Origin of the sequence: Collimonas sp. (assembly GCF_035566375.1) — a bacterium.
Taxonomy (GTDB): domain Bacteria; phylum Pseudomonadota; class Gammaproteobacteria; order Burkholderiales; family Burkholderiaceae_D; genus Collimonas.
In genome coordinates this window covers 1-26968 of sequence record NZ_DATMRK010000063.1, presented here as the reverse complement: position 1 = coordinate 26968, position 26968 = coordinate 1, and the positions used below count along the sequence as shown (strand labels likewise).

Here is a 26968-nt window from a genome sequence, read left to right as displayed (position 1 = left end):
AAGCAATACCCTTAAGACTGGGCCGGGCAGCCGGCCTAGTCTTCTTCCAAAGCCTGGAAACGCTGCACCAGATAGTCGATCAAAATCCGCACCAGAGGCAGCAAGCCGCGCCGCGACGGAAACACCACATGGATGATTTCATGCCGCGGCCGCCAGTCGTTCAAGACGTGCACCAGCGCGCCTTGCGCCACCTGTTCACGAATCATCATGGTCGGCAATTGCACAATCCCGACGCCAGCTACCGCTGCCCGCAGCAACGCCGCCATATCGCCGGTGACAAAGCGCGGCGTGTGATGAATCGCCGCCTTGGCGCCGTCCGGCCCGAACAATGTCCAGATATGATTTTGCTGCCCTACCCCCAGGCTCAGACTCGGCCAGCCGCCTAAATCGGCGGGCGACGCCGGTAACGGCCGCTGCTTAAGCAGCAGCGGACTGGCGACCAGGCATTGACTGCGATCCGCCAGCACCCGCAGCACCAGATCGCTATCTGGAATCGGCGGTGGCCGCACCCGGATCGCGATATCGACAGCCTCCGCCACGACGTCAACCCGGCGGTTAGTCGCCTCCAGCAGCACCGTCACACGCGGATTGGCCGCCATGAAATCCGCCAGCATCACGTCCACATGCGCATGCAGCAAGGCCACCGGACAAGTCAGCCGCACCATGCCGCGCGGTTCGCCCCGCGTCAGCTCGATGGCGTCCTGCGCCGCCTCGGCCTCCACCAGCATCGCCTTGCAGTGTTCGTAATAAGACTGCCCGACTTCGGTCACGGAAAACTGCCGGGTGGTGCGCTGGATCAGCCTGACGCCCAATCGCTCCTCCAGCAACGCCAGGCGCCGGCTCAATTTGGATTTCGGCATGCCCAAGGCGCGGCCCGCCGGCGCGAAGCCGCCGTGGTCGACCACCTGGACGTAGTAATAGAGATCGTTCAAATCCTGCATAAGCACCTCATTGTTCACCAAATAGGACACTGATGGCCGATTCTATAGACTACCGCCTGCATTGTCCTTAGATTAATCTACTAGCTGCAACAACTATGCAACCTACACAAGGAGTCTGATCATGAAAAAAGTCCTCGGCGTCTACAGCGCACCTCGCCAACACTGGGTCGGCGACGGTTTTCCTGCTCGCTCGATGTTTTCTTACACCAGCCACGGCAAGCAACTGAGCCCGTTCCTGCTGCTCGATTACGCCGGCCCGGCTGAGTTCAGCCCCACTACCCGCCCACGTGGCGCCGGCTCGCATCCGCATCGCGGCTTCGAAACCGTCACCATCGTCTACAAGGGTGAGGTGGAACACCGCGACTCGACCGGCCGCGGCGGCGTGATCGGCCCCGGCGACGTGCAATGGATGACGGCCGGCAGCGGCATCCTGCACCAGGAGTTTCATTCCGAAGCGTTCACCCGCTCCGGCGGCACGCTGGAGATGGTGCAACTGTGGGTGAACCTGCCGGCCAAGGACAAGATGACCGCGCCCGGTTATCAAGCCATCGTCGAGCGCGACATCCCCGCCGTCGCCCTGCCAGACGGCGCCGGCAGCATGCGGGTGATCTCCGGTGACTACGACGGCCATGCCGGTCCGGCTCGCACCTTCACACCGATGCAGGTGTGGGATATGCGTTTGAATCAGGGTGGCAGCAGCAGGTTGTCCCTGCCCGCCGGTTGGCATTCGGCACTGGTGGTGTTGCGCGGAACCGTGTTGATCAACGGCGAAACCGTGGCGCGCGAAGCGCAAATGGTATTGCTCGACAACGACGGCAATAGCGTCGATATCGAAGCCAATAACGACGCGGTAGTGCTGGTGCTTAGCGGCGAGCCGATCGATGAAGCAATCGTCGGCCATGGCCCGTTCGTGATGAACAGCCAGGAACAAATCGCCCAGGCCATCGTTGATTTCAACAGCGGGCGCTTTGCGCAGATAGCTGAAGCGTCGTAGTAGTCGCTGCAGCATAGAAAAAGCCGGACATGTCAAACATGCCCGGCTTTTTCATCAGCAAAATCAAGACTGCCTTACCACTCAGCTTACGGTTCGGATTATGGTTCAGCTTACGGTTCAGCTTATTCCAACGCCCGCAAAATCGGCTGCAACACCACCGCCCCCAAACGCGCACTGCGAGCGCCATCCCAGCCGACCTGGGCATCCGGCAGATTGACGTTATCCTTGAATGGCAGTTCCAGGGTCAGCGACACGCACTTGAATGTATGGCCGACATATTTGGACGCCAGGGTCAGCACATCGCTGCTGTACTTGCTCGCCGCATAACCGTGTTCGGTCTGGAAATCCGGGCTGGCGCGCAGGAAATCGTCGATGAATTTCTGCTGCTCCGCACCCTGCTGCGGACTAAAGTCTTCCAGCATTTCCGAGCCCGCCACAAACACATACGGCAAAGCCTCATCGCCATGCACGTCCAGAAACAGATCGCAGCCGGTTTCGTGAATCTTGTTCTTGACCACAAACACCTCGGGGCTGCGCTCCAGCGACGGCGTCATCCACTCGCGATTCAGATTGGCGCCGGCAGCGTTGGTGCGCAGATTGCCGCGCACCGAACCATCCGGATTCATGTTCGGCACGATGTAGAACACCGCGTGCTGCAGCACTTTGCTTGCCAGCGGATTGGCGCGGTCCAGCAAAGCCTCGACCATGCCCTCGACAAACCATTCCGCCATGGTTTCACCCGGATGCTGACGGGCGATGACCCACACCTTCTTGGCCGCAGCCGGATTGCCGATCACCAGCAGATTCATGTCACGGCCGTCCACCGTGCTGCCGAGATCCTGCACCCGCGCCAGCGGCGATTTTTCTGCGCGCCCCAGCAGCGCCAGATGGCGCTCCCAAGAATACGGCTCGAAATAAGCGTAATACACGCTATCGCGCTCAGGCGTATGCGCGATGGTCATCACCTCGCCGTCAAAGCTGGTCGGCACCCGGAACCAGGTCTCGCGGTCGTAACTGGCCACCGCCTGATAATTTTCCCAGCCCTTGGGATAGGTGGTAGCGCCGGCGTTCATGAAACGGATGCTGCAAGCCTCGCCACGCGCGCCTTGCAGGCGGAAATAAAACCATTGCGTGAAATCCGCATGCGAGTCGCTACGGATTTTCAATTCGATCTGCTGAGGACTATCGGCGCGCAATACTTCAATTGCGGCGGCGTCAAACTGCTGGCTAATTTTTATCGGCATAGGATTATTGGGTGAAGATTGCCGCTCGGATGATCGAGATGCTCACCGTAAACTCGCGTTAGACAATGAGCCGCGCTATCCGCCCGGCAATTGGTGGAAAAATTTCATAAAATTTCTCTGTAATCAGTAGAGAACAAAGCAATTTTGCTCTGCTATAATATCAGGCTTGTCGGGGCGTAGCGCAGCCTGGTAGCGTACTTGCATGGGGTGCAAGGGGTCGAGTGTTCGAATCACTCCGTCCCGACCAATTGAATCAATGACTTAGGCCAATCTCACGATTGGCCTTTTTGCTTTTTGGCCTCTCAGGGTACAAAATAGGGTACAAATTGGCGGCGATGTATGAGTGCTCTACATTTCTTTAGGTCAGAGAAAATTTGACCTGTAATAGGCTTACCACTACCGTCGATCGGAAAAATATAATTAAGCAGATCAGCAAGAGTAGCCACCCGTGATGCACGATCCAAAATGCGCCAAAGCCTTCATTCGCTCTCTTTCGCAAGAGCAGATACCTAGCGTCGCAGTTGTCATGGGAGCCGATACTTCGATTACTTGTTCTTGAATGCTGGTTCGGGACCTTCGAGAATCTTTGGATTAAGCTACACTAATCGCGGACCGCTAACTCCCTCCTAAAACGACATGAACGCAGACCAACAGATAGATACGCCGCCAGCTCCGACAAGTGCACAAGAAATTCACTACATTCACATTGCTCAAGGTGCCGTTGGCGTACTTGAAGATGGCTGCGAGCAGTTTGGTTTTTACACAGACAAAATAGAGACTTGTCGACCGTACGTTTTCGTCTGCGAAAACGGCACGCTTATGATTCACGACACTAGTCAAATCCAGTTTGATGCACTGGGTGACTTTGTTGCACAGTACGGTGCTGTTAAAGGCGTTCACTATGCAGAGAGCTATCCGAAAAGTGAGAGCCTTCATAGCGAGCGCCTGGACAAATTGGCACAGCGGTTGACGTTTAACAGGCAGGAATGCCATGTCCTCCGAATGCACTCTCGTCAAACTGCATTCAATGTAAGCTATTCCTCACGCAACGGGCTTAAAGTGGTGCTTGAGAAGCCGCAATTGGCTAAAGTAGACTCTCATCATGATCGGCGAGAGGCTGTCAACAAGCTAAACGACAACTTCACCCCACCCAGGTCTCAATCCGCTCCCCTTGATATCCAGTATCGTAACGGGTCATTCACAGAACCGCCGAGCACCGTGCTTTCAACTGTGGAGATGTTTCATGCAGCTCGGGCCGATGCCAAGGTAGATCAAGAATGGGGTTTCATTTCGATTAGCGCAATCTATCAGATTGCTCCGATAGCTGGGCATTCACTTCCAGTCGCTTTTGAGCGTTTTGTTGAGCGTCATCAGTTGGCAAGTTATAGCTCCGGGACTCGCCCAGCTTGGTGCGACACCCCAAAACTCTGTCGAGCGGTAGTTAGCGACTTCAGATCGCTTGAGATATTTAAGAAAGGATAAAACCCTATTCTTGTTGCTTCCCACCCAAAGATAGTTGGACGCCCATGATGAGTATTCTGGGCACGATGATTTTTTCAGGTCTTCGCATTCCTAGACGACGTAAACGTCAACGTCGTAGTGTCGCAGCACATGCAGTTTCTTACGTAGTGCTCCGTTACAGTTCCAGCTGACAATTTTCATAATGGCTAACAAATAGTGCTCAACGAGTGAGCTAAATGCAGCGAACGCCTTCAGGTATCGGCATTGTAATGAGCGACACAATGCCTCCCGTAAACGATAGAAATGGGTCATTGCCAAAAATGACCGCTATTCCGTCGGCTATTTTCCGGCTACCGCATCTCTAAGTTCACGAATTCTCCGAAGCAGAAAATACCACGCATACGGTGAACCGAAGAGAAGAAAGACGAATAGCGCAATGATTTTTGCACCATTAAAAATATTCCCTGCTGTCGATACAGATTCCACGATTTGCTTCTGAATTCCTACGGCATCATTTTCCACTAACTGGGAGAGTACTTTAGGATCACAGACTAGCGGATCTTTCTGGTATTCGAGCCACGGTCCTTTTTCCGCGTGCGTCATGTCCGTTTTGCACTTTTCGATTAACGACAACAACTGAGAATTGTCATAAATCGACGTCAAATACCCTCCGAGTAAAATGAGCACAGCCAACATTGTGCCGACTAAGAGATACTTCGTCTGTCTGTCCATCTGTAATCCTATACTTTGCAGTTTGCATCTGGAGCAAATCGCGAAAAGCGTCACGGCCCAAGGCCCGATACACGGACTGAAAACTCTGGCTTAGTCTGGCGTGAGCGACAATTAGTCCAGTCTACGCATTCAACACCTACATGTCTATGTAACAATACTGGTTAGTAATTTTCGCCGCCATCGAGACCAAAGATGGTTAGCCGTCCGCTTTGAAAGCGACGGGTACACTTATTAGCGGGCAATTTTTAATTTTTTCTCACCCGTGAGCTCAAAAATTTGCGGGATTTTTTAAACTTTGGAAAGTTTGCCTGCGACTGCGAACAAGCATTTTGTCATCTCATTAATACTGTGTAAATATACAGTATGCGAAATTTGTGAGACCTTACGTTAGCAAGAAAGGTGAATTTTTGATTCAAATTTCCGAAAACGCAGAACATATTTGACGTTTGCAGATTAAGCTTTATGCTAATTGCAATTTAGGCAAATACCTATGCTCATTCTTATGAATTTTGCTGCTGATCTTGATTCGATTGCAATCAAAAAATTATCGGCATATGGCTACGCGCCAAATCCGCAAGACACGGCGCGTCTGCGTTTCAATATGCTTTACACGCTAACTCAAAGAGTGATTCCACAACAGCAATACACAGTGGAGTTCTCAACAGAACTGTTGGAAAATCCGAAATATGAGCAGTTTCACGCTGAGGTAGATGAAATTGTCCAATGTCTGCGAGTAGCTGCAGACATGACTCCATATTTATCCAAGAAAGCACCCGAATTCGATGCTAGAGACCCGCTTTTGCTCCAAGGGGGCATTCACCATTTGCACCTCAATAGTGTATCGACAGTCGGAACGGATCGATTTGTGGCGCGAGCATTTGGCAAAGCAGAGTTGCTATTTCTACGGATCGAGAATGGTACGGCTCACCTCATTGATATAAGGTCCCATTCGGATAGTAATCGCTTTGTGGGTACTCAACTTCTAGAAATTGTGGATCGGAATTGGCCGCACCTCCACTTTGCACCTGTTGGAGTTACTGGCAATGTTTTTTCTGAGGCGACCATAAAAGACCTAAGAAAAATAAATGTAAATTACGCGCTGGAGATTAATGGGCGCGCAATAAATCCAACAATGGGCTTAATGACGGACGGAACGCCGTTGGAAGCAATAATGCAGTTCGATCATTTGACTACCCTACTAAGCTCTTTGGAGACAGACATTCGTAAACAATTTCGTAAATATTTCTTACATCCTTCCAAGCAATTTAATGCTGATGTCAGGTTAGTCGCGTATGACGGAAAGAGCTGTACTATTCTCGAACGAATATCCAATCAAATAACCTCGATTGAATTCCGTTAAAGGGGCGAGTACTCATTGATTTCACAACGTAAGCCCGCGTGTTCCAAGTTGCATTAATAATTTGAGGTGACAGATGGTCTTGTGGGAGGCGTTTCTGGTTTGGATCATTAGTATACCCGCTTGGATCAATAGCATACCGACTGTGATTTGGTCGGGAGCAATTGGCGCCTTGCTGGCGTCCGGCATGTCGTATGTAGGGATCCGTTCTGCCAACAATAGCAGCTACAAGCGTTTGAGAGACCAACACGTTCACGACAAATTGGAAGCTGACAAACAGCGATCCCATGACGCCAACCAAAAGGAAGAAGATCGGAAAGCAGCGATACGGCGTGAGGTTTATACGAAAGCAGTAGAGGAGACACATGCAGCTCTCGGAGCTATTGGTAATTTCCCTTTTAAGCCCTTAGATTTTTCCGGAACCACTGATAGTGATGCTCTTCAGGCCTTCTTAAAGGCCAACTCAAAAATTTGGCTTGTAGCGGAGTCGGAAGCGGCTCATTTATCGCGCGACCTTGCTAACAAAATGTCGGAAATGTACTTGCTGGCGCAAGCGTCTGCATTTCCCTTGCGATTAGCGTTGGATCCAGTCTGGGAACTTAATAAAAAGTTGATCCACGCTGAAAGCGAGGTGCAGCGCAAAAGCGTGAAGCTCGCCGACCTGGCAGAGCAAGGGGCAGATTCTAACGTTATCGAGGCAGTTCAAAAGGCTTGGAAAGAGGCTAATGATCTTGTGGATGCAATCAAAAGACACCGGGGTCATATGAGAGACGCTCTCGCCCCGCAACAATTAGCCTACTCGCGTAAATTGATCGCGGAAATGGAACCTTTACAAAAAACAATGGTGCAGCTAATTAGCTCGTTGAGGAAAGAAATTCACTTGTCACCTGATGAGGCAGAGTTCATGCAGCAGCAGTTAGATATGAGACAGAATGTTCTGGCCTTATTTGAGCGACTATTCGGTCCAGCGCCGGCGTAGAAGGCGTACCCGACTGTTACATCGAGCCCCCTTGCGGTCATAGCCACCTTTAGACAGCAGACTGCCAACGTTTTGATGAGAAGCATTTCCCGGTCAGGCGGGGCACGCCTTCTCGGTTGATGGGTTAGGGTCCACTCGTTACACGCAGAGACACGACTCGATTCCGAGAGCCTTCGCGGTCTACGCTGTCAACCCGCATGTGCGTATTCCGGCATAGGAGAATCTCTTGTTCTGGGATGTCGCCGGTTAGCGAATGTTTTACCGTGGAATTTTCAGGAACGATCGAGTCGACGAGATCGAGGCCTGATATCTCGAGGAGAATTCCTTCTTCACCTCGACAAAAGCTCTCAGCGCTCTGTCTGCATACTGACGTGCTGAGAAAACCAGGAAAGAATACGAATTCGCCGGCATTGCACGATTGTAGATTCATAAACGTATAGAACGGTGCGCAAGAGATTCCCTTGAAGACGAGCGAACTTTGGGTGAACTTGTACGCCTTCAATTTAAAAATATTGTCTAACTCGTCCAGAGATTTTTGATAATCGTAATCATCAAGACGTGTACCAAATAGGTTCTCAGCGTGTTCAGCATAGCGACTATTCTCTCCATAGTGAAACAGCGAGAGGCAGTGATTCAGGTGAGACGATTTAACGTACCCGCGCCCTCCATCGTCCAAGCCCTGATAGCACCTGACGGCTAGAGAATTTTCTTCAACAATCTCTTGAAGTCGAAGATAGGCAGAGAACGCCTGCCAGTTCGGATCCGCGTCTGCGGTGGGGTTTGGCAAAGGAGTATGAATTGTTGTCGACATTGGATCAGCGCGGATTGCTTGTAAGGTCTATCGGAGATTACATTTCTTTCAGCACGCCCGATGCTAGACTGCTTCCCGGTACCCCCCACGTATGACACGGAATGTTCCAACGTCGCCGAGAAAAAAACGATCGGCCAGTTGCTCATCCGTCATTATTCTGAACTCATCTTCCCTCTTAAGACCGAGCAACTCTCTCGCCGCCCAAGAGCCCGTAGACGCCACTTGCTCCACCAGTTCACGCCTTTCCGCCAGAAGGTAGGCTTTCCATTTCGGAAATCTATGTAGCCTGACAATTGTCGAATGTCCCAGATTGTCATAGGTCACGCTTGAGCATTCCGTCATCCGCATTTCTCCGAGGGACCTCTCCGCCAGCAACGCCCGGTAATTGGGGATAGCTGAAAGAAGCTTTTTCTCCAATTCCCAATAGCGCCGGAGTTGGAGTTTCGCGGACTCCATCTGGAAGTTCCCATTTCCGGTTTTGTTCCTCAAAACGAAGTCATCCAATGTCGCCATCGCTTGCGTGTCGATGATATTGATAAGTTGCCCCTCGGGTGAGGCCACTATTTGTGCCCATGAGATCTCGGGGAGTGTAAACCGGGCGAACGCATGCAAATCTGTACCCAGCTTCTGAATTGCGTCATTCGAGATGGCGTAGATCTTGACGATGCGCCGGATAGCGCAAGCGGCAAGCAACACGAGTCGGTATGGTTCATAGTCTTTGAAGTAAGTAAGACATTGATCGAGAAAAAACTTGATTGATGGTTCAAGTTCCGCTCCCCCCTGCTTGTCTGGTGCCAGCCATGCTGGAAGCCACTCCACGGTATCGCGTTTTTCAGCCAACCCCATGAGATACGCTGCAACCTGCGACATGAAAGAGTCGTTAGCGGAGCTTGGGTGATCAGGCAATATCTTGTACATGACGTTGAAACTGCTCGGCAGGCTAAGCTCCACGAGCCTCCTGTTCACCGCGTTGTCGACGAAAATAGGAAAATCGAACATCATATACAGACCGGTAAACTCTGGCAGCGTTGCAGACCCAGCTCGCTGTCGCTGTTCTTCGGAATCCGGCTTTACCATCTTCCGGAAGTTTTCGACAATTGCGTTGCGCTTGCCACGGAGCCTGCGTTGTAGCAGGTCCGAAAATTCCTCGACCCGGTTCATCACGAATTCTTTATCGAAGACGCGATCCAGCAAGCGAATAACCCGCCGCTTTTGAAAGAACCAAATCTGCATTGGCTCAAGTATTGCGCGCACCTTGTCGAATTCAGCGACTAGGTTTTTTATTTCGATGTGAAGAACGGGGCTTTCGACATTCACCTCACGATCGAAAATTTCCAGCTTTAGCCCATCGCATAAAACGATCAAAGCAGCATTTACGCTCGGATGTACGGAGTATTCCAGCGCTTGGGAGAAATCTTCGTAGCCGAAGGACGTGATGCCGATCTGGGGTTTCTTTGCTTCCAGCAGCCAAAAATTCTCTTCCCACAAGTGAACGTGGTAATCAGACCTGCGCTTTTGCCCCACAAACATCAAGTGGTTTTCGAGGCTCGTCGAGAAGGGTGCTCCCTTGTCATACCCCAGCACTCGTAACATTGGATCAACAATGTACGAGCGCACCTCCGCTTCGTTATACTTCTCGACGTCTGGATAGTCCTGTATGTGCTGCAGAATCTGAATCTTGTCGGCCGAGAGCGACTCCGATTGCTTCGACACGAGAAGCATGTCGATACTGAGCGGACTGGAGAGAAGCGTGTCCATGTTAGTTTCCTCGGAAAAGCAGTAGTGATGGAATGATGGCAGGAGAGAATGAGTGGGATTTTAACGGACAACCAGGTTACTGTTGGGGATGGCGCAAGCCACCCGCCAAACAATTCACCGATCAGATCTATATAGTCTCTAACGAATCGATGTCCAAGACGATGATTCCATTATCCCTAACCCCATTGCCTCAAGCGCGTCAGCGCTTGGTATTGGGGTCGATGCGAGCGCGGATATAGGTGTGTTTGGAGACGCCCTGGTCATTGCTTATTGACGCCAGAAACTTCTTCATTGCATCTCCCGATCAGTGACATGACTAAATAGAGACATACGGCTTGATAGCTTTTCCTGAAATTATCTGCTTGAAAGCAGCAAGTCACGGGTAATGACCGAGACAGATACTATGATCGTAAGAACGTGAATACACCGTCCTTCTTCAGAAATGGCAATAGATCAAAAAATGGAACCATTACGCTGAATGGACCAAACGCATATGCCGCCACCGTATACGGAGAGAACAAGAACGTGATGCCTTCAGAGGAAACGGTAAATTGGTCAAGGTTTCCGCCCTGTTGAGCAACACCAGTATCAATCCATTTGATCGAGTCCGCATCGGGTTCAGTACCACAACGACTCCAGAATTCCCGCTTGATAGCCGTACTACAAAACGCACTGATTGCTCTCACGCCAGCAGGATAGTCGTCCAAGAGGTCAGACAGGTTGATCGCCAATACCTTACCGTCGACGACAGCGAAATTATAGGTCTCGAAATGGCTATTTGGATGAGCCGCGCCGGCCCCGTACCAACCGACTGTATAACTCACACTTACCACGCTGTCACTCGCGTAAGCAATTGCGTAACTGTCCCACCTTCCGTTGTTGGAAGCGAAATTATCGCCATCCTTCACTTCAGGAAAAATATCGGGCATCTGATCCCAAGGCTTTGTCCGCGCGTCGATTCGCGCCTTCTCCGCTCTCCCCTTGAAATAGTTCGATATAGCTTCAGCGGCCTCCCCATGTGAATCCGAAATAAACCTAGGAAAGCTGACGCTAATACTGTGCCCCGGTCGACCATTCCACTCTTCCCGGAATTCGTCCTCAAAAACCCGATAAGGGCCGTGCTCAGCTCCCGCCGCGACGATTATTTGCTGTTGCTCAGCCGCCGCCCCGAGCGAACGCATCAGGCGTTCCCACATATCGTGCGCAACGACGTCGAGATACTGCAGCCTCCTAGCGATATGTTGTGGCACCTCGCACTTCTCAAGCATTATGGGGATTGCATAGATATCTGTAGGCAATTTGTAGCGCAAGTTGTCGATAGCTTGATTTGCCTCTCGCTGCACGAAACCACGCTTGCTGACGCTATGAGGGCTGAGAAATAACAAAACGACGTTCGCCTCGTTAAAGGCGCGGTCAATCTCGGCTTCCCAGTTTTGCCCGGGTATCAAGTCCTCAACATCTAACCACGGCTGAAAACCTGCGGCTTTCAGTTTTGCGTAATACGGTCGCACGGCACCATCGTCTTCTTTTGCGTAACTCAGAAATATTTTTAGCATGAGTGTCTCTAAATAATGACCTACTGATCTTGCACAATGATATTCGAAATCGTGTCGCCACGGCTATGCATTCAAGTCCCCCATTCTTCCCCACCAACGAGCTCGCGCGCTCCGACGCTGATCGTCTCGCCCGGCCAGTCTCAGTCAGTTACACGGAAAGCCGAACTAGACTAGACCTAACACCGGCTGCCAGGTCTAGCCTGAGGTACTACACCTTACCCCCGTGATTGATCCCCCATCACTCTGCTTGTCTAGCGCCGCTGCATTTGCCAACGCCTGTGCTGCTTGTCTCTGCGCAGTCAGAGCCAATTTGATGGACTGTGCGGATTGGTCCGCATTCTTCTGCCCCTCCGCACGAGCCATCATTTTGATCATCAACACACCCAGCCATTGAGCCTGCCCTACCAAGCTGTCTCGCAGAAACGCCGTATTACCTATCGCCATCTGAGCCGACGCAACTTGATTCGACAGCACCAGCGCATCTGCCAACTCGCCATCTCCGTACACCTCGATAGCTGCAGCCATTACCCAAAAGGCAGATGGATTGCCTATCGACGTTGCCTTTCTTTAAGAGGCTTCAGCTAGGTCCAGCGCACGAAGAATGCCTGAGGCGGCAACTGCTGGCTTGCGACCCAGGCGAGCCAGATCGTTATGGTGCGTTCATGTTCGGCCTCAAGGTCGGAGAGCTGCCGGAAACGCTTCAGGTTATCGCCGAGCCGCGACCAATCCGTAGCTATGGCATCAGAGCGTACAACCTGACGTTCGGCGGATTCCTGTGGGTTTTCCATGTTTCGAGCGAGGAGCCACCCCCGTTGCTTCGCCAGTGCTTCCTGCGTGAAAATGGGTCGAGGTTCATCAGCGTCCGCAACGCGCTCGAGATGCGCGACGTCCATGCCTTCACACAAGAACTTCACCGCCTTGGACGGACCCCTCAACTGCATTGAGTCTTGTACCTGCCGCTCCCCAAACAGCACCAACATCAGCTTGCTGGACGGCGACAACGGGCATACTCGCTCCCGAAGTTTTCCCGGATGGCATCTGATCTATCTTGAAACGGTTTCAAGATAGCCGTCATACAGTGAAAGTTGGGTATAGGCAAGGTAACGCGTGAAAGGGTTTGCTACTGTTCGCTGTATCGTTGCCACGACTCCCCAAACAACGACTCGAATGCAGAGATAGATTATGGTGCCGCTCTCGAGGGCTGTTTATAAGGCGTTATTCGGGAGCGAGCAAGGATGCGGTCGACAGCGTTTTGACTTCGTGGACTGCCATATCGATGAAAGCGCGCAGTTTTGGTTGGTGTTGTGTGCGCACGGGAAAGTACATGAACAGGCCGCTGGTGGGACGTAGAAAGCCCTGGAGTACTCGCTCAAGGCGGCCGTTGTCGATATCGGCGCCGGCTTCCATATCGGGAAGATAAGCCAGGCCCATGCCTGCGCGTGCGAAGCCCCGGATCAGGGTGGTGTCGTTGACTATAATCTTGCCGCTGGTTTCCACATGAAACGCTTGCCCCTTCCGGTAGAACGCCCAACGGTGCAGCCCGCCGGACGCGAGGAAGCGGTAGCGTATCGTTTCGTGCGCGGTCAGGTCTTCTGGCGCAGCCGGTCTCCCCGCTTGCACAAAATAATCGGGCGATCCCACGACCGACCATGTCAGGTCCGGCGTCAGGCGGACGGCCACCATATCCTGTGCTACCGCCTCGCCCAGCCGGATGCCCGCATCGAAGCCGCTGGCTACCAGGTCCACTGCACTGTCGTCGAGCGAAATGTCGATTGCGACATCGGGGCAGATGCGTCGATATTGCACGGTAAGCGGCTTGATCAGCAGCGCTCCCAAGGCGCGTGGCATGGTCAGGCGCAACGTGCCGCTCGGCCGGCCGCGTGAGGCGTGCAAGGCTGAGAACGCATCGTCGATCTGGTCAACGGCTGGGCGCAGGCTGGCGAACAAGGTTGCGCCCGCTTCGGTCAAGGCCACGTGGCGGGTGGTTCGTTGGAGCAGCACCACGTCGTGGCGCAGTTCCAGTAACTTGACCGCCTTACTGACGGCGGTAGTGGTGACGTCGAGGCGCGTGGCCGCTGCTGTGAAGCTTTTCAGCTCGGCGACAGTCAGGAAGGCTTTCAGCCCGTCGAAGGAGGTATCGGACATGGTTTTAATTGTGAGCTTGCAGGACAAGCCCAATATACCAGAATCATCTTTTTCTCTATAGTCGGCTTCACTATGATGAAATCTCCATCCACCATTGGAGAGTCATCATGTCTCTTAACTTACCGACCGCAGTTGCGGCTTACTTCAAGGCCGCTAACAGCGGCAATTCAGATAGTGTTGCGCAATGTTTTGCGGAAGACGCCGTTGTTCATGATGAGGGACGCGATATGCGCGGCCGTGCAGCCATCTTTGCGTGGAATGACGAAAACCAAAAGAAGTACGCAGCCGTCATGACGCCGCTCGAGGCGACAGGCTCGGCCAGCCAATTGAGCGTTGTCGTGCAGGTCGCCGGCACTTTTCCCGGCAGCCCGTTGCCATTGCGCTTTCATTTTGTGCTTGGAGACACGGGCATTTCAGCATTGGAGATTACATTATGAACACTACCAATAGCAAAACGATATCTGTCGATCCAACCGAATTTGCCGGCAAGCGAGTGCTGGTCACGGGCGGCACCAAGGGCATGGGCGAAGCCATTGTCGAGAGGTTACGCAAGGGGGGCGCACATGTCGTCACCACGGCACGTCACCGGCCTGAGGGGTTGGCGAACGACGCCGACTTCGTTGCGGCCGATCTGAGTACTCCCGAGGGCAGCGCTACGGTGGCGCGTCACGTTCTGGAGCATCTCGGCGGCATCGATATTCTTGTCAGTAACGTGGGCGGATCGTCGGCGCCGGGAGGGGGTGCGCTGGCCTTGAGCGGCGACGACTGGCAGTACGCTTTCGAGACTAACCTGTTTGCGGCAGTGCGCCTGGACCGCGTCCTGCTGCCGTCGATGGTGGCACAAGGTTCAGGCGTCATCGTACACATTTCGTCTATCCAACGCCGCCTCCCCTTGTTTGAAGCGACGCTCGCCTATGCTGCGGCCAAGGCAGCGCTCAGCAATTACAGCAAAGGGCTGTCGAACGAATTTAGCCCAAAAGGCATCCGCATCAATACCGTAGCACCCGGATTTATCGAGACAACTGCAGCCACCGGACTGATTCAACGTTTGGCCGAAACTTCGGGTACCAGCGAAGCGGTAGCATTGACGATGCTGATGGATTCGCTGGGGGGCATCCCGCTCGGACGTCCGGGACGCCCGGAGGAAGTGGCAGAGTTGGTCGCCTTCCTCGTTTCTGAACGCTCGGCATCAATTACAGGCAGCGAATATGTGATCGACGGTGGGACGATACCAACGGTGTAAGCATCTGGTCAACGACGAATGGCAGCAATGGGAGGGGGAGTTACCTCCATCTGCGCGACCGCCGCCAGCATCTGCCCACGGAGTGCGGACAGCGAGCATGCTGGCCCCTGACGTTTTTCCCAGGTGGCATCTAGCTTCACTTCGGAATTCCAAAGTGAACTGTTAGTCCGCAATCGATTCCTATCTATTTTTCGCTCCGCTTATTGACGCAAACTCTCTCGCGAAGACCGGCTGGAAGCCCCCGTAAATAGAGGCGATAAACATCGACGGCAGTTTTTACAACTATGCGCGCACTACCACCCATTTATGTAAAAACCTGCTACCATTGTTTCCGCAAGGAAATATAAATCCAGTCCAGAAAACTCGGCAGGCCCGGGTTTTCAAATGAATGAAATCGACCAATTGGTGGTTTTTTTCTGGATGGGAGGCGCTGTGCGCCGCCACTTGCTGCCGTTACACGAATTATCTACGCCGCAGATGCGACGCCCTTGCCCAACGCACCGGCGGTCGTGCTCGGTGCGATCGATCTGCTGGGCGGGGTGATTCCGGTACTCAATATCCGGTGACGGGTTCAATTGCCGGAGCGGGCAATCGGTGTTAACGACTAGTTCCTGATCGCACTAACCCAGCGGCGAACGATGGCGCTGGTCACCGATGAGACGCAAGGGGTATGCGAACACGAACATGCCGCCATTTTCAGCACCAACCTGGTCGCACCCGGGCCGCGAACAATTCCAGGGTGTGGCCAGGCTTGATGATGACTTGGCATTGATCTACGACTTGGAAAAACCACTTTCCCTGGACGAGGTGCACATGTTGGATGAAGCAATCGATCGGAGCGAATGATGCCGAGTCAAGTCCTGGAGACGCAACGGCCGCAATTGAGCGAGTGCATCGCCGACAGGACGGGGCTGCATTTTCCGCGTGAACGCCAGAACGATCTGCAGCGCGGTTTCGCAGGCGCCGTGTTTTATCTTGCGCTGCCGGCCGGAGAAAAAAATGAATGATCTGGAACCTGTCGATGTGCTGCTGGTGGAAGACAGCGATGCAGACGCGGAGATGACCATACGCGCACTCAAAATCAACTGCTCGACCATCAAAATTGCGCGCGTCCACGACGGTATCGAGGCGCTGGACTTCATTTTCTGCAGCGGCGCTTACCAACGGCGGCGCAGAGACCATCCCAAACTAACCTTGCTGGATATCAAGATGCCTGGATTAAGCGGCATCGATGTCTTGCGGCGCGTGAAGTCGGATGAACATACAAAATCCATCCCCGTGGTGATGTTCACTTCGTCGGGCGAAGAGCGCGATCTGGTGGAATGCTACCGGTTGGGTGTCAACAGCTACCTCACCAAACCGGTAGATGCCGCCGCATTCACGAAGGTGCTATCGCAAGCTTGCTGCTATTGGACCGATTTCAACAGGCGTCCAAACGATTGGTGACAAAAACGGAGAATCTATGACTGAGGCGATCAAGGTATTGCTTGTCGAAGATACGATCGAAGATGCTGAGCTGTTGATTCGTGAAATGCGCAAGGGCGGGCTGGAGATCGTCCCTCTGCGGGTGGACACGCATGCAGAGCTTGCGCACTCGCTGCATCATTTCGATCCGGACGTGATCCTCTGCGATTACTCCGTACCGGGTATCAGCGGCGTCAGTGCGCTGGCCATGGTGCAGCAGCAGAGGCCCGATATTCCATTCATATTTGTGTCAGGGACCATCGGTGAAGAACGTGCGATCGAGGCGCTCAAGCAAGGCGCCGTCGATTATGTACTGAAAGACAATCGGGCCCGGTTGCTGCCGGCAATCGAGCGCGCGCTCAAGGAAACACAGGCGCGCCAGGCACTGCGCAGGGCCGAGCAGGAACTGGCAGAGAGCGAAGAACGCTTTCGCTCCATCGCAGATGCGATCGTCGAGTGGATTTGGGAAATCGATCTCAATGGCAGCTTCACCTACTGTAGTCATGCCAGCAACACGATCCTGGGCTATGCGCCGGACGAACTCATCGGCAGCAACGCCAACAACTACATGCTTGAAGAGGACGCCAAGTCCGCCGGCAATCTGACACAAAGCGCTTTCGCCAACAGGCACGGGTGGCGCAATCTGACGTTCCGCTGGAAACATAAAAATGGCAGCATCTGCTGGCTCGAAAGCAATGCAGTGCCATTGCTCGGCAGCGACGGTGAACTAGTCGGTTATCGCGGCGCCGACCGTGACATTACCGATCGCGCCTGGCAGCAAGACAAGAACGAGCGTTTGAACCATTTTCACGCCATGCAGAGCGGCATCAATTCGGCGATCACACGTATCCGCGAGCGCGACGCGCTGCTGCGCGAAGCCTGCCGGATCGCGGTCGACAAAGGCGGACTCAAGCTTGCCTGGAGCGGCTTTGTCGACACGGAATCGCATACATTGACGCCTGCCAACTGGGCGGGAGAAGACGCCGAAATCCTGAGCGGATTTCGGCTCACCGTGCGCGATAACCAGGCTGAAATAGGACCGATCGTGAACAAAACGATCGACCTGTCCAAGCCCGTCGTCGGCAACATTCTCGACTCGGATATGCTCCATCCGCAACGCGCAGAGATGTTGCTCCAGCGCGGCGTCCGTTCGATTGCCGTACTACCGATGGTGATAAATGGACGCGTGACTGGTGTCCTCGCGCTATATTCCTCGCAGTCGAATGCATTCGACTGCGAGGAAGAGGCCTTGCTCAAGGAATTGGCCGACGACCTTTCTTTCGCGCTCGATTACCTGGAAAAAGAAGCAGCGTCAAGCCACCTCGCCCTGTACGACCTGCTGACGGGGCTGCCCAACCGCAAGCTGTTTTTTGAGCGTACCGCGCAATCGATCCAAGCCAATGCGCAAACACATGGCAAGCTTGCGCTGGTCGTACTGGACATACGGCATTTTGGCGTGCTCAACGACACGTTTGGCAAAGCCGAGGGCGATCAGGTGCTCAAACTCCTGGCAAAACGGCTTAGCGCAGACGGGCGAATCAACTGCGCGCGTATTGGCGGCAACACGTTTGCCATAGCGTTATCGGAGCTGCGCGGCGATGCAGACGTCGCGCGCGCATTGAAGGAATATGTATTCAACTCCCTGACACTACCATTCTCGGTCGGGGAACAGGAAATAAGCATCACGGCTAGCTGCGGAGTTGCACTATATCCGACTGACGGCGCGCATGTCGATGAACTGCTTGGCAACGCCGAAGCCGCATTGGAGAGAGCAAAACTATCCGGCACGGAATATCTCTTCTATGCAGAGGGTCTGACTGCCCGTGTAGCCCAACAGCTTCTCCTGGCAAGCCAACTGCGTCAAGCCGTCGCGGATAAACAATTTATTTTGCACTACCAACCCAAGATTGCCGCCGACGACGGCCGTCTGGTCGGCTTCGATGCGCTGATTCGCTGGAACAGCCCGAAACACGGGCTGCTACCGGCGCGTGAATTCATTTCGATCCTGGAACAGACGGGACTGATCGTGGAGGTGGGCAAGTGGGTGCTGCAAAAGGCGGCATCCGACCATCGCTACTGGCGCAAACAAGACCTCAATCCACCCTCGATTGCGGTCAATATTTCGGCAGACCAATTGCAGCAACCCGATTTTCTGAAAACAGTCTGTGACGCGGTGTTGGGGTGCGATGGTGAAGAACCAGCTGCAATCGATCTGGAAATCGACGAGTCCGCTCTCACCAGGAGCATCGATAGCATTACTCCATCCTTGCGGATACTGAAAGATAAAGGCATCGGCCTTGCGATCGACAATTTCGGAAGCGGCCATTCGTCGCTCAGCTACCTGGCCAAGATCCCTTTGAATGCGATCAAGATCGACAGCGCCTTTATCACGGATCTGACGACCCATACCGGGCAGATCACAATCGTATCGACGATCATATTGCTGGCGCACGCACTTAAACTCAAAGTCATTGCTAATGGCGTGGAAACTATCGAACAACGCACCCAGCTTCAGTTCATGGGGTGCGATGAACTGCAAGGTTATTTGCTTGGAAAACCCATGACCGGAACAGAAGTTGAAATTCTGCTGTCCAGTTTGAGCAGAGTGCGCGGGGGCATGACATGAACGATCAAACAAACGCTGGGGAGGTGCTGCCTGCGGCCGGCGGCTCGCTTGCCGAGCAGATCTTCGCAGGCAAGGGGGAGATGGCCAGTCTGATACGCGCCACCGACTGGTCCAAGACTCCGCTGGGCCCGATCGAAGCGTGGCCCCAGAGCCTTCGGACCGCCGTCAGCATCTGTCTTGGCTCACGCCATCCGATTGTCTTGTGGTGGGGCCCGGAGCGATGGATGTTCTACAACGACGGCTACCGGCCACTGCTAGGCGGAAGAAAGCACCCGCAGTACCTTGGCCGCCCCGGGCAGGAGTGCTGGGCCGAGATCTGGGACATCATCGGCCCCATGATGGACCAGGTCATCGACACCGGCGAGGCCACCTGGTCGGAGGATCTGATGTTGCTGATGCTTCGCTACTCCTATCTGGAGGAGACCTACTATACGTTCTCATACAGCCCGATTCGTGACGAAACGGGGCGGCCGAGCGGTATTTTCAACGCATGCACGGAGAGCACTGCGCGCGTTCTCGACAGACGCCGCTTGAAGACGCTGCGGGAGATGGCGATAGAGGCGCGAACCACTAACGAGGCCGCTCGGCTCTGCGCCGAGATTCTCGTGCGCAACCGGCACGACATTCCCTTCGCCCTGGTGTACCTCGAGGATAGCTTCGGCAAACAGCTCCATCTGGCCGGCTATGCTGGCTTGGAGCCAGGGACCGCTGCCAGCCCGCTGACGGTGGACATGACGGATGCGGATGCCATCGGTTGGCCTCTGGCGCGCGTGGCTGGACATGGGCGCGCGGAGACGGTAGAGAATCTGGCCGATCGTTTCGACTGTTTACCCAGGGAGCCCTGGGATGAACCGGCACACCAGGCGATGCTCCAGCCTATCGCGCACCCCGGGACGCAGCGGCTGGCCGGTGTGCTGGTACTCGGGATCAGCCCGCGACGGGCCTTCGACGATGATTACCGTGGCTTCTTCGATCTCGTCGCCGGGCACGTCGCTACCGCCGTGTCCAACGCCCGCGCCTTTGAGGAAGAGCGAGAGCGGGCCGAGAAGCTGACCGAACTGGATCGCGTGAAGACCACCTTCTTCAGCAATGTGAGCCATGAGTTCCGCACCCCGCTTACCTTGATCCTCGGCCCCCTCGAAGATGCCCTGAGCAATCCAGGCCGGGTTCTTCGAGGTGATAGTCTCGAGACCGTACATCGAAGTGCGCTACGCCTCTTGAGGCTGGTCAACAGCCTGCTCGATTTCTCGCGCATCGAAGCCAATCGCCTGACGTCGTCGTTCGAACCCATCGACCTCCCCGTCTTCACCGGCGGCCTCGCAGGGTCCTTTCAGTCCCTGGTGGAATCGGCGGGACTGAAGCTGATTGTGGACTGCCCTCCGCAACCGGAGCCTGCCTACGTCGATCGGACCCAATGGGAAAAGATTGTCCTGAACCTTATCTCGAATGCCTTCAAATTCACGTTCGAGGGCGAAATTACGATTCGGCTGCAAGCGGCCGACGGCAAAATCACGCTATCCGTGATCGATACCGGCACCGGCATCCCGGCCGAAGAACTGCCCAAGATCTTCGAGCGTTTCCATCGCATCGAGGGAGCGCGCGGCCGAAGCTTCGAGGGAACCGGGATCGGACTCGCCCTGGTCCATGAGCTTGTCAAGCAACATGGCGGCGAGATACGCGCGGAAAGTGTGTTCGGCAAGGGCAGCACCTTCATCGTGACGATTCCCGCGGGTACCGATCATCTCCCCAAGGATCGGATCTTGTCGGAGTCCCGACTCGACGCGGAGACAGTCGGAACAACGCCGCACCTGCTGGAAGCCGCGCATTGGCTCAGGGGTGGAAACGCCGGCACCGCCGGCGCTGCCCCGCTTGCCGCCTCGACCGCCGCTTTGACCGTCACCTCCGGCGCCCGCGTCCTGGTCGCCGACGACAACGCCGATATGCGCGAATACCTGGTCCGGCTGCTGTCGTCGAGGTGGCTGGTTGAGGCCGTCGTGGATGGACAAGCTGCTCTCGACTCGGCGCTCGAACGACCGCCCGACCTGGTTCTCAGCGACGTGATGATGCCACGCATGGATGGGGCCGCCCTGTTGCGAGCGCTTCGTGCCGATCCAAGAACCAGCACGGTTCCGGTGGTTCTTCTTTCGGCACGCGCCGGCGAAGAGGCAATCATCAGCGGACTGGAAATCGGCGCCGACGACTACCTCGTGAAGCCGTTTTCCGGACGCGAGCTGATCAGCCGGGTCGCGACACACATGGAAATGGCGCGGATGCGTCGCGCGGCGGCAGACATCGCGAACGAACTGGCTGAGACGCGCGCGGCCCTGTTGAAAAATGTCGAGCAAAAAAACCAAGAGTTGGAAGCTTTCAGCTACTCCATCTCGCATGACCTGCGGGCGCCCCTGCGCACCATCGACGGCTTTAGCCAGGCTCTTCTGGAAGATCACGCGGGGCAACTCGATGCGCAAGGCCAGCACTACCTGCAACGCGTGCGCACCGCCGCCAAGCGGATGGGTGAGCTGATCGATGACCTGCTTGAACTCGCGCGAGTGGAACGAGTGAATCTCCGCCGTGAGCCGGTCGATCTGGCTCGACTTGGCAAGCGCATCTGTGACCTACTCGCCAACAGCGAGCCAGACCGAAAGGTGGCGTTCATCGTCAATGGCGGTCTTGTCGTGGACGCGGACTCGCGCCTGGCTGAGATCATCCTGGAGAATCTGCTGGGGAACGCGTGGAAGTTCACAACCAAGACGCCCGCCCCCCAAGTCGAGCTCGGGTCGGTCATCAAGGATGGCCAGACCACCTTCTACGTGAAAGACAATGGCGCCGGCTTCAACCAGGCATACGCAGGGAATCTCTTCGCGCCGTTCCAGCGTCTTCACTCGGAACGTGAATTTCCCGGGACTGGCATAGGTCTCGCCACCGTCAGAAGAATCGTGGAACGTCACGGTGGACGCGTGTGGGCAGAAGGACAGGTCGATCAAGGAGCCGCGATCTATTGGACGCTGCCGTCGCCCAGGCACGGGGCGTTGCCGGGAGGCTCCGCAACAGATCCGCCAAGCGCGGATTCGATGCAGTAGATTCTGCTGAATGTCGACATTGGTTTAGACATTCGGCCTGATTGCGGACCTTCCGCACTCGGGTTCAATCGGTGAGAATCTGCCAGGCGCAGCCATTCCCCCTTTCGCGCCATGCCGTACCAACGCGATGTTCTTGGAAGTATAGAGTCAGTTGCATATCGTCAACCCGGCGCGTTCCGGGTTGCAAGGTGTGATCTATCGAGCTAATCTTACTGCTTCCTGATCTGTTATTTATTTAGGAGAACATCATGGCCCATGACCCGTTTGCAGATTTGAAGAAACGACAGCGTGAGATGTGGGCATCATTTTCTCCAACGGCCGTGTTCACCACGCCGGTAGCGGCTCATCTGGTGAAATTCGCGGGAATAAATGCGGGGGACGTTGTCCTCGACGTCGGCACTGGAACCGGTGTCGTGGCCATCACCGCGGCGCGAGCCGGGGCGCTGGTAACGGGCCTCGACCTCACACCGGAGTTACTTGAACAAGCGCGAGAGAACTCCAGCATTGCGCAACTTGACGATATTGTGTGGACTGAGGGCGACGCCGAGCAGCTGCCCTATCCGGATGCATCCTTCGATGTCGTATTGAGCCAGTTCGGACATATGTTCGCGCCGCGACCGGACGTTACGATCGCGGAGATGCGTCGTGTACTGAAACCAAATGGACGCATTAGCTTTGCCACCTGGCCACCCGAACATTTTATTGGGCGCATGTTTGCTTTTATCGGACGAAATTCACCGCCACTTCCGCCTGGAGCGGCTGCGCCACCACAGTGGGGCAGCCCGGCCGTCATCGCTGAGCGTTTGTCCGCGAAATTCGACGCACCATTCTTTGAGCGCGGCACGATGCTCTTTCCAGCACTGAGCATCGCGCACTATCGCCTGTTCATGGAACATTCCGTAGGCCCGGTGCAAAAACTAGTGGAGAGTCTCATAGATGACCCACAGAAACTAAACGCGATTCGAAGTGAATTCGATGCGCTCGTTGCACCTTACTACTTCGATAATCTCGTGCACTCGGACTACATTTTGACTCGCGCGCACGTTTGCTGAGCCAACTTCCCCGAAGCAAAAATCAGCCTCCGGCAAACCGTAACTATTCCAAATTAACCTGCTCCTGAAACGTCGGGCAGGTCACAAGGGGTGAAAGGGGGCGGAGTGTGTTCGAATCGCTCTGTCCCGACCAATCGAATCAAATACTTACAGCGTAAACTGTATAAAAACGCAGCACTGTATATTTAACACTGTCTAATATGTACACTGCTGTTTTTTTATATCGCCCACTCTGAACACAACCCTATTGTGCGGGAATATTAGTTTTGAGGAAAAACAAGCTGCATAGAAGTCGTCTGTTGGAAGGCAAAAAAACAGAGGGAACCCTGAGCTAAGGAGCCAAACGACTCCCTGGAAACATGAGAATCCAGATTAATCGACGCTTTTAGCGCCTCTTTCCACGCCTCTGATGAGACGCCCTATTCCCAAAATTGGCTCCCATAGGAAATGACTTAGCCGAGGTTTAGATTCCTCGCCATGAACGCCAGTCGGCGGGAACTCATCCCTGTTCGCATAATAGAACCATTGACCTGCACGTCTTCCAGATAACCGTCGTTGGTGTAGTTGTAGTTCTCGCTATGGCCGTCGGCATAGTTGGCGCTGCGCCGCTGACCGGCAACATCGTAGCCGCTCAGCTTGTTACGGCGGCCGCCGGAGATGGAACCGTGGCTCATTGAGAGAGGCGTCCATATAGAAGCTCAATGAGCCGCCAGTGTTGCAGAGTTCTCATTGCAATAGTGGTGGCAAGTTTGCGATGCTGTATCAAGTATCTAACTTGCATTCCACTGTGCTCGAATGCATGTCGTTGAGCACATCGATATACCCCTCCGCCCGTCCCGACAACATGCTCGCGGCAGCCATTGCCATACGCGTCAGGCTTTCGGTATCGGCGACATTCAACGGTGGCGGGCAGGTTTCGTCGCGCTGCTCACGCGCAAGATAGTTGATGGTACGCGGCAAGCCTCGAAACGCCTGCCCATATTTGGCTTCATAGATGCCGTCGGTTTCTTCGCTTGCAGATTGCGGGAAGTAACCTGCATCGTGCACTACTCTGCCGGAGCTAGTCCGGAAATAACCTGGAGCCAGATCAGCATCTCAATTGGCGTTACTACCGCTTCCGTCAGACGCCCGAGTCATCACGAAATCCGCGCCCGACACAACTTATGCCTCTGCGGGCGCTGCCGCTTGATTCCGCCCTAACATCCCATATGGATCAGTCACCGTCTTGCGCTCCGCCACATCCTGTGCGAAGGTTTTGCTGGTACTTTCTGCCGCCACCTGCTCGGCAATCGCATTGCCAAACGCATTCGCCGTGACACGTTGCCATCTCATGTCAACTATTGGTGGTTGCAACCCTTCATCGATTTTTCCGGAAAAACCTGCTGATCAAGGGAGTCAACTCCGTATGGGTACAACCTCTTGAGTTCGGGTTTATATGATGCGAGCATCAACGACAGATGAGTTTCATTGTCTCTAATATCGACGACAGCATTTTTAATATATACATGTGCTTGATGTGTCTGAGAGGGTGCTCCGTCGCCATTAATCGTTGCTATTGCATCACCTGCAATACTGAATTTTATATTAATAAAAGAATCACCAACCACAGAGTTTATTGATTCAATCGGCCAACAAGCCGTAATTGACTCCATTTCTTTAAACGAAATTACATCACTCTTTTGAATCCAAGAGGATGGCAATTGCTTACTTGTCGCCTTTTTTCCATTATTTCCTTTCACAGGAAACCAACCTTCGGGAGCCTGAAAAAGCAGCGAATTATCGATATTTAATTGCTGTAAATAATTATATTTCCATTTTTTTTCTGATTGAGTGGAAGGCATAGCATAGCTTATAGCCTCTGTCGTTTTTACGAAAATATCAGGGAGTAAAATTTCATGATGAAAATCTTGCATCGATGCACTTTGCGCGCGCGCAGTAATCTCTGTAAAACCGCATAACGTTACGAGTAATACAAAAATCATGGTTCGGTATAATTCAAGAAAAAAAGATATTTTTTTCATAAGCAAATCTCATAGACGCAAGTGGAAAGATCAAAAACCAAAATGCAAGTGGTTACCATGAAGTCTATCATTGGCAGATATTCCTAAATTCGGGTTAAGCCCATGATTATCTCCATTTGTAATTTTTATTGCCGTCGACCAAGGTTGGAAAATTTGACGCACGCCAGATTGAGCAGCCAAATTATCCGTAAAATCTTCAACAATATTCGGCTCGTCAATTATCACGTTGTGGTTGTTATCCCATCCTCCGTTATTAATTCGAATGTCATTAATCATGTTGATGTCAATAGCTCGACTAGAAATATGTGGAGAATGCGCGTTTGGAAGTGGCGAAGTCCTACCTGTGATTGCAGCATAATCGGAGGGGGACGGCCGCCACGCTCCATTTATGTTGATTGAATTAACACCGTCAGTGTTGAATGCAGCGCTTGTGGCCGCATGATAAACTTCAAAATCAGTCTTACGAAGTGCCTCATCCGCAGTTACCCCGACAGCATTTGCTGTATTGGCAAAAGTTGGGTCCCAATTTATCCGAATTGTTCTGTCACTTTGCGACATATCTACGTACCGTCCATTTGTTGCCTGGCCATTCACATTGTAGACGGTTTGAATGTTGCTATAGAAATCATATCGCTGTTGCTGTTGATCGGTAGAAGTTTGGCTAAATGCCCCCAGTGCTCGCGTGAAGGCTGGTGAACTTTGATCGCTCAAGCTTCCAGCCAGTTGTTCTTTGACACTTCCGCTTTCTGCGGATGAGTATTTTTCCTCTCCCATTGAATAACCATAGTAATTAAACAGCAGTGCCTTTGAAGTACTAATATCCTGTGGATCCAAAACCTGTCCGTTGACTTGCGATTGATTGACGGCATTCAGATAATCGCTAAAGTTTGCTTTATCTGACAAGTCGTAAAGATTGGTCAACGCCCCCGTGCGTGAGCTAGCCGCGCCAGGCCCCGCAAAACTTGTCCGCAAATACTCGTGTTGGGCTGCTGTCACAGGCGGTGCAACAGACGCCGAAATTGACGTTGGATCGAACTCCCCCGGCTGTGGAAACAACGTTCCGGATACAGTTGGCGCGTTTGAACTGGATGGCCCTACCCCTAGCATCTGTGCCATCGTCGCATCGCGTCCATCCTCCTGCGCCGACAATCCAGCTTCAGTCAACTTTGCAGTCTGCTGCCCATCCTGCGCGAAGGTTTTCTGGGTATTCAATCCCGCGACCTGCTCAGCAATCGAATTGCCAATCGTGCTGCCAATCACATCCGCAGCAATCGCCCCAAGATTATGGCCCACACTCCCATCACGCAACAGGGTGCTCATCACACCCGCCGTCACACCGCCAGCCGCTCGGTTAAACGCATCCCCCATGTTCCAACTCTGCACCCCGTTGCTAGCGCTATATCCAGCCCCGGTGGCAATCGCCGACACCGCCACCCCGCGCCAATCAAAACTGCTCTGCAAACCAGTGGCCACCGCAACGCCCTGGGTGATGGTGCTGCTCAGA

General features: G+C 53.8%; 25 protein-coding genes and 1 tRNA gene. 14 read left to right on the top strand and 12 right to left on the bottom strand.

Annotated elements, in window-relative coordinates:
- Positions 1-35 precede the first annotated feature (35 nt).
- A complete protein-coding gene (locus tag VNZ60_RS20145; RefSeq protein ID WP_325662328.1) occupies positions 36-941 on the bottom strand; it encodes a LysR family transcriptional regulator in 906 nt (301 codons plus the stop codon).
- Positions 942-1062: 121 nt separating this feature from the next.
- Between VNZ60_RS20145 and VNZ60_RS20140 the strand changes: the two genes are divergently transcribed.
- Positions 1063-1935 (top strand): pirin family protein, encoded by an 873-nt coding sequence (locus tag VNZ60_RS20140; RefSeq protein WP_325662326.1) that lies wholly within the window; start codon positions 1063-1065, stop codon positions 1933-1935.
- Between the two features lie 122 nt (positions 1936-2057).
- On the opposite strand, the gene VNZ60_RS20135 is transcribed toward VNZ60_RS20140, so the two are convergent.
- Complete coding sequence (locus VNZ60_RS20135) at positions 2058-3179, bottom strand: M14 family metallopeptidase (protein ID WP_325662325.1); 1122 nt, start codon at positions 3177-3179, stop codon at positions 2058-2060.
- A gap of 170 nt (positions 3180-3349) precedes the next feature.
- On the opposite strand from VNZ60_RS20135, the gene VNZ60_RS20130 reads away from it, so the two are divergent.
- Positions 3350-3426, top strand: a tRNA-Pro gene (locus tag VNZ60_RS20130).
- A gap of 389 nt (positions 3427-3815) precedes the next feature.
- A complete protein-coding gene (locus VNZ60_RS20125; protein ID WP_325662323.1) occupies positions 3816-4661 on the top strand; it encodes a hypothetical protein in 846 nt (281 codons plus the stop codon).
- Between the two features lie 318 nt (positions 4662-4979).
- Here the strand turns inward: VNZ60_RS20125 and VNZ60_RS20120 are convergent, their stop codons facing one another.
- The gene (locus VNZ60_RS20120; protein ID WP_325662321.1) at positions 4980-5372 is read right to left on the bottom strand and encodes a hypothetical protein; all 393 of its coding nucleotides are present in this window, start codon (positions 5370-5372) and stop codon (positions 4980-4982) included.
- 490 nt (positions 5373-5862) lie between these two features.
- Here VNZ60_RS20120 and VNZ60_RS20115 point away from each other — a divergent pair, with 490 nt between their 5' ends.
- Both VNZ60_RS20115 and VNZ60_RS20110 read left to right on the top strand, forming a co-directional pair.
- Positions 5863-6732, top strand: coding sequence for a hypothetical protein (locus VNZ60_RS20115; protein WP_325662319.1), 870 nt, complete (start codon positions 5863-5865; stop codon positions 6730-6732).
- A gap of 73 nt (positions 6733-6805) precedes the next feature.
- Positions 6806-7708, top strand: a complete 903-nt coding sequence (locus VNZ60_RS20110) for a hypothetical protein (protein WP_325662317.1) — start codon at positions 6806-6808, stop codon at positions 7706-7708.
- Between the two features lie 874 nt (positions 7709-8582).
- Here the strand turns inward: VNZ60_RS20110 and VNZ60_RS20105 are convergent.
- The 4 genes from VNZ60_RS20105 to VNZ60_RS20090 form a co-directional block, all read right to left on the bottom strand.
- Positions 8583-10277 (bottom strand): hypothetical protein, encoded by a 1695-nt coding sequence (locus tag VNZ60_RS20105; protein WP_325662315.1) that lies wholly within the window; start codon positions 10275-10277, stop codon positions 8583-8585.
- A gap of 401 nt (positions 10278-10678) precedes the next feature.
- Positions 10679-11833: a TIR domain-containing protein gene (locus VNZ60_RS20100; protein ID WP_325662313.1), complete on the bottom strand. Its 1155-nt coding sequence runs from the start codon at positions 11831-11833 to the stop codon at positions 10679-10681.
- A gap of 581 nt (positions 11834-12414) precedes the next feature.
- Entirely contained in the window at positions 12415-12834 is a 420-nt protein-coding gene (locus VNZ60_RS20095) for a hypothetical protein (RefSeq protein WP_325662311.1), read from the bottom strand.
- Between the two features lie 214 nt (positions 12835-13048).
- Complete coding sequence (locus VNZ60_RS20090; protein ID WP_325662309.1) at positions 13049-13978, bottom strand: LysR family transcriptional regulator; 930 nt, start codon at positions 13976-13978, stop codon at positions 13049-13051.
- Positions 13979-14085: 107 nt separating this feature from the next.
- Between VNZ60_RS20090 and VNZ60_RS20085 the strand changes: the two genes are divergently transcribed.
- The 9 genes from VNZ60_RS20085 to VNZ60_RS20050 all read left to right on the top strand — a co-directional run bounded on the left by VNZ60_RS20085 (position 14086) and on the right by VNZ60_RS20050 (position 23443).
- Positions 14086-14415, top strand: a complete 330-nt coding sequence (locus tag VNZ60_RS20085) for a nuclear transport factor 2 family protein (RefSeq protein ID WP_325662308.1) — start codon at positions 14086-14088, stop codon at positions 14413-14415.
- Positions 14412-15221 carry an SDR family oxidoreductase gene (locus VNZ60_RS20080; protein WP_325662306.1) on the top strand — a complete coding sequence of 270 codons (810 nt, stop codon included), beginning with the start codon at positions 14412-14414 and terminating at the stop codon, positions 15219-15221. The genes VNZ60_RS20085 and VNZ60_RS20080 overlap by 4 nt, the downstream gene beginning before the upstream one ends.
- 401 nt (positions 15222-15622) lie before the next feature.
- The gene (locus VNZ60_RS25305) at positions 15623-15787 is read left to right on the top strand and encodes a chemotaxis protein CheW (RefSeq protein WP_414648922.1); all 165 of its coding nucleotides are present in this window, start codon (positions 15623-15625) and stop codon (positions 15785-15787) included.
- Positions 15788-15905: 118 nt separating this feature from the next.
- Positions 15906-16067: a hypothetical protein gene (locus VNZ60_RS20075; RefSeq protein ID WP_325662304.1), complete on the top strand. Its 162-nt coding sequence runs from the start codon at positions 15906-15908 to the stop codon at positions 16065-16067.
- On the top strand, positions 16067-16228 hold the full coding sequence (locus VNZ60_RS20070; RefSeq protein WP_325662302.1) for a hypothetical protein: 162 nt from the start codon (positions 16067-16069) through the stop codon (positions 16226-16228). The genes VNZ60_RS20075 and VNZ60_RS20070 overlap by 1 nt, the downstream gene beginning before the upstream one ends.
- Positions 16221-16667 carry a response regulator gene (locus tag VNZ60_RS20065; RefSeq protein ID WP_325662300.1) on the top strand — a complete coding sequence of 149 codons (447 nt, stop codon included), beginning with the start codon at positions 16221-16223 and terminating at the stop codon, positions 16665-16667. The genes VNZ60_RS20070 and VNZ60_RS20065 overlap by 8 nt, the downstream gene beginning before the upstream one ends.
- A complete protein-coding gene (locus VNZ60_RS20060) occupies positions 16588-19311 on the top strand; it encodes an EAL domain-containing protein (protein ID WP_325662298.1) in 2724 nt (907 codons plus the stop codon). Before VNZ60_RS20065 ends, VNZ60_RS20060 begins: the two co-directional genes overlap by 80 nt.
- Positions 19308-22391, top strand: coding sequence for an ATP-binding protein (locus tag VNZ60_RS20055; RefSeq protein ID WP_325662296.1), 3084 nt, complete (start codon positions 19308-19310; stop codon positions 22389-22391). Before VNZ60_RS20060 ends, VNZ60_RS20055 begins: the two co-directional genes overlap by 4 nt.
- Before the next feature lie 248 nt (positions 22392-22639).
- Positions 22640-23443 (top strand): class I SAM-dependent methyltransferase, encoded by an 804-nt coding sequence (locus VNZ60_RS20050; protein WP_325662295.1) that lies wholly within the window; start codon positions 22640-22642, stop codon positions 23441-23443.
- A 452-nt stretch (positions 23444-23895) separates the two neighbouring features.
- Here the strand turns inward: VNZ60_RS20050 and VNZ60_RS20045 are convergent, their stop codons facing one another.
- The 5 genes from VNZ60_RS20045 to VNZ60_RS20025 all read right to left on the bottom strand — a co-directional run.
- A complete protein-coding gene (locus tag VNZ60_RS20045; protein ID WP_325662293.1) occupies positions 23896-24117 on the bottom strand; it encodes a hypothetical protein in 222 nt (73 codons plus the stop codon).
- An 88-nt stretch (positions 24118-24205) separates the two neighbouring features.
- Complete coding sequence (locus VNZ60_RS20040; protein ID WP_325662291.1) at positions 24206-24490, bottom strand: hypothetical protein; 285 nt, start codon at positions 24488-24490, stop codon at positions 24206-24208.
- Between the two features lie 114 nt (positions 24491-24604).
- Entirely contained in the window at positions 24605-24775 is a 171-nt protein-coding gene (locus VNZ60_RS20035; RefSeq protein WP_325662289.1) for a hypothetical protein, read from the bottom strand.
- Between the two features lie 5 nt (positions 24776-24780).
- Positions 24781-25464, bottom strand: coding sequence for a hypothetical protein (locus VNZ60_RS20030; protein WP_325662287.1), 684 nt, complete (start codon positions 25462-25464; stop codon positions 24781-24783).
- Between the two features lie 30 nt (positions 25465-25494).
- A partial coding sequence (locus VNZ60_RS20025) for a hypothetical protein (RefSeq protein WP_325662285.1) occupies positions 25495-26968 on the bottom strand: 1474 nt, incomplete at its 5' end.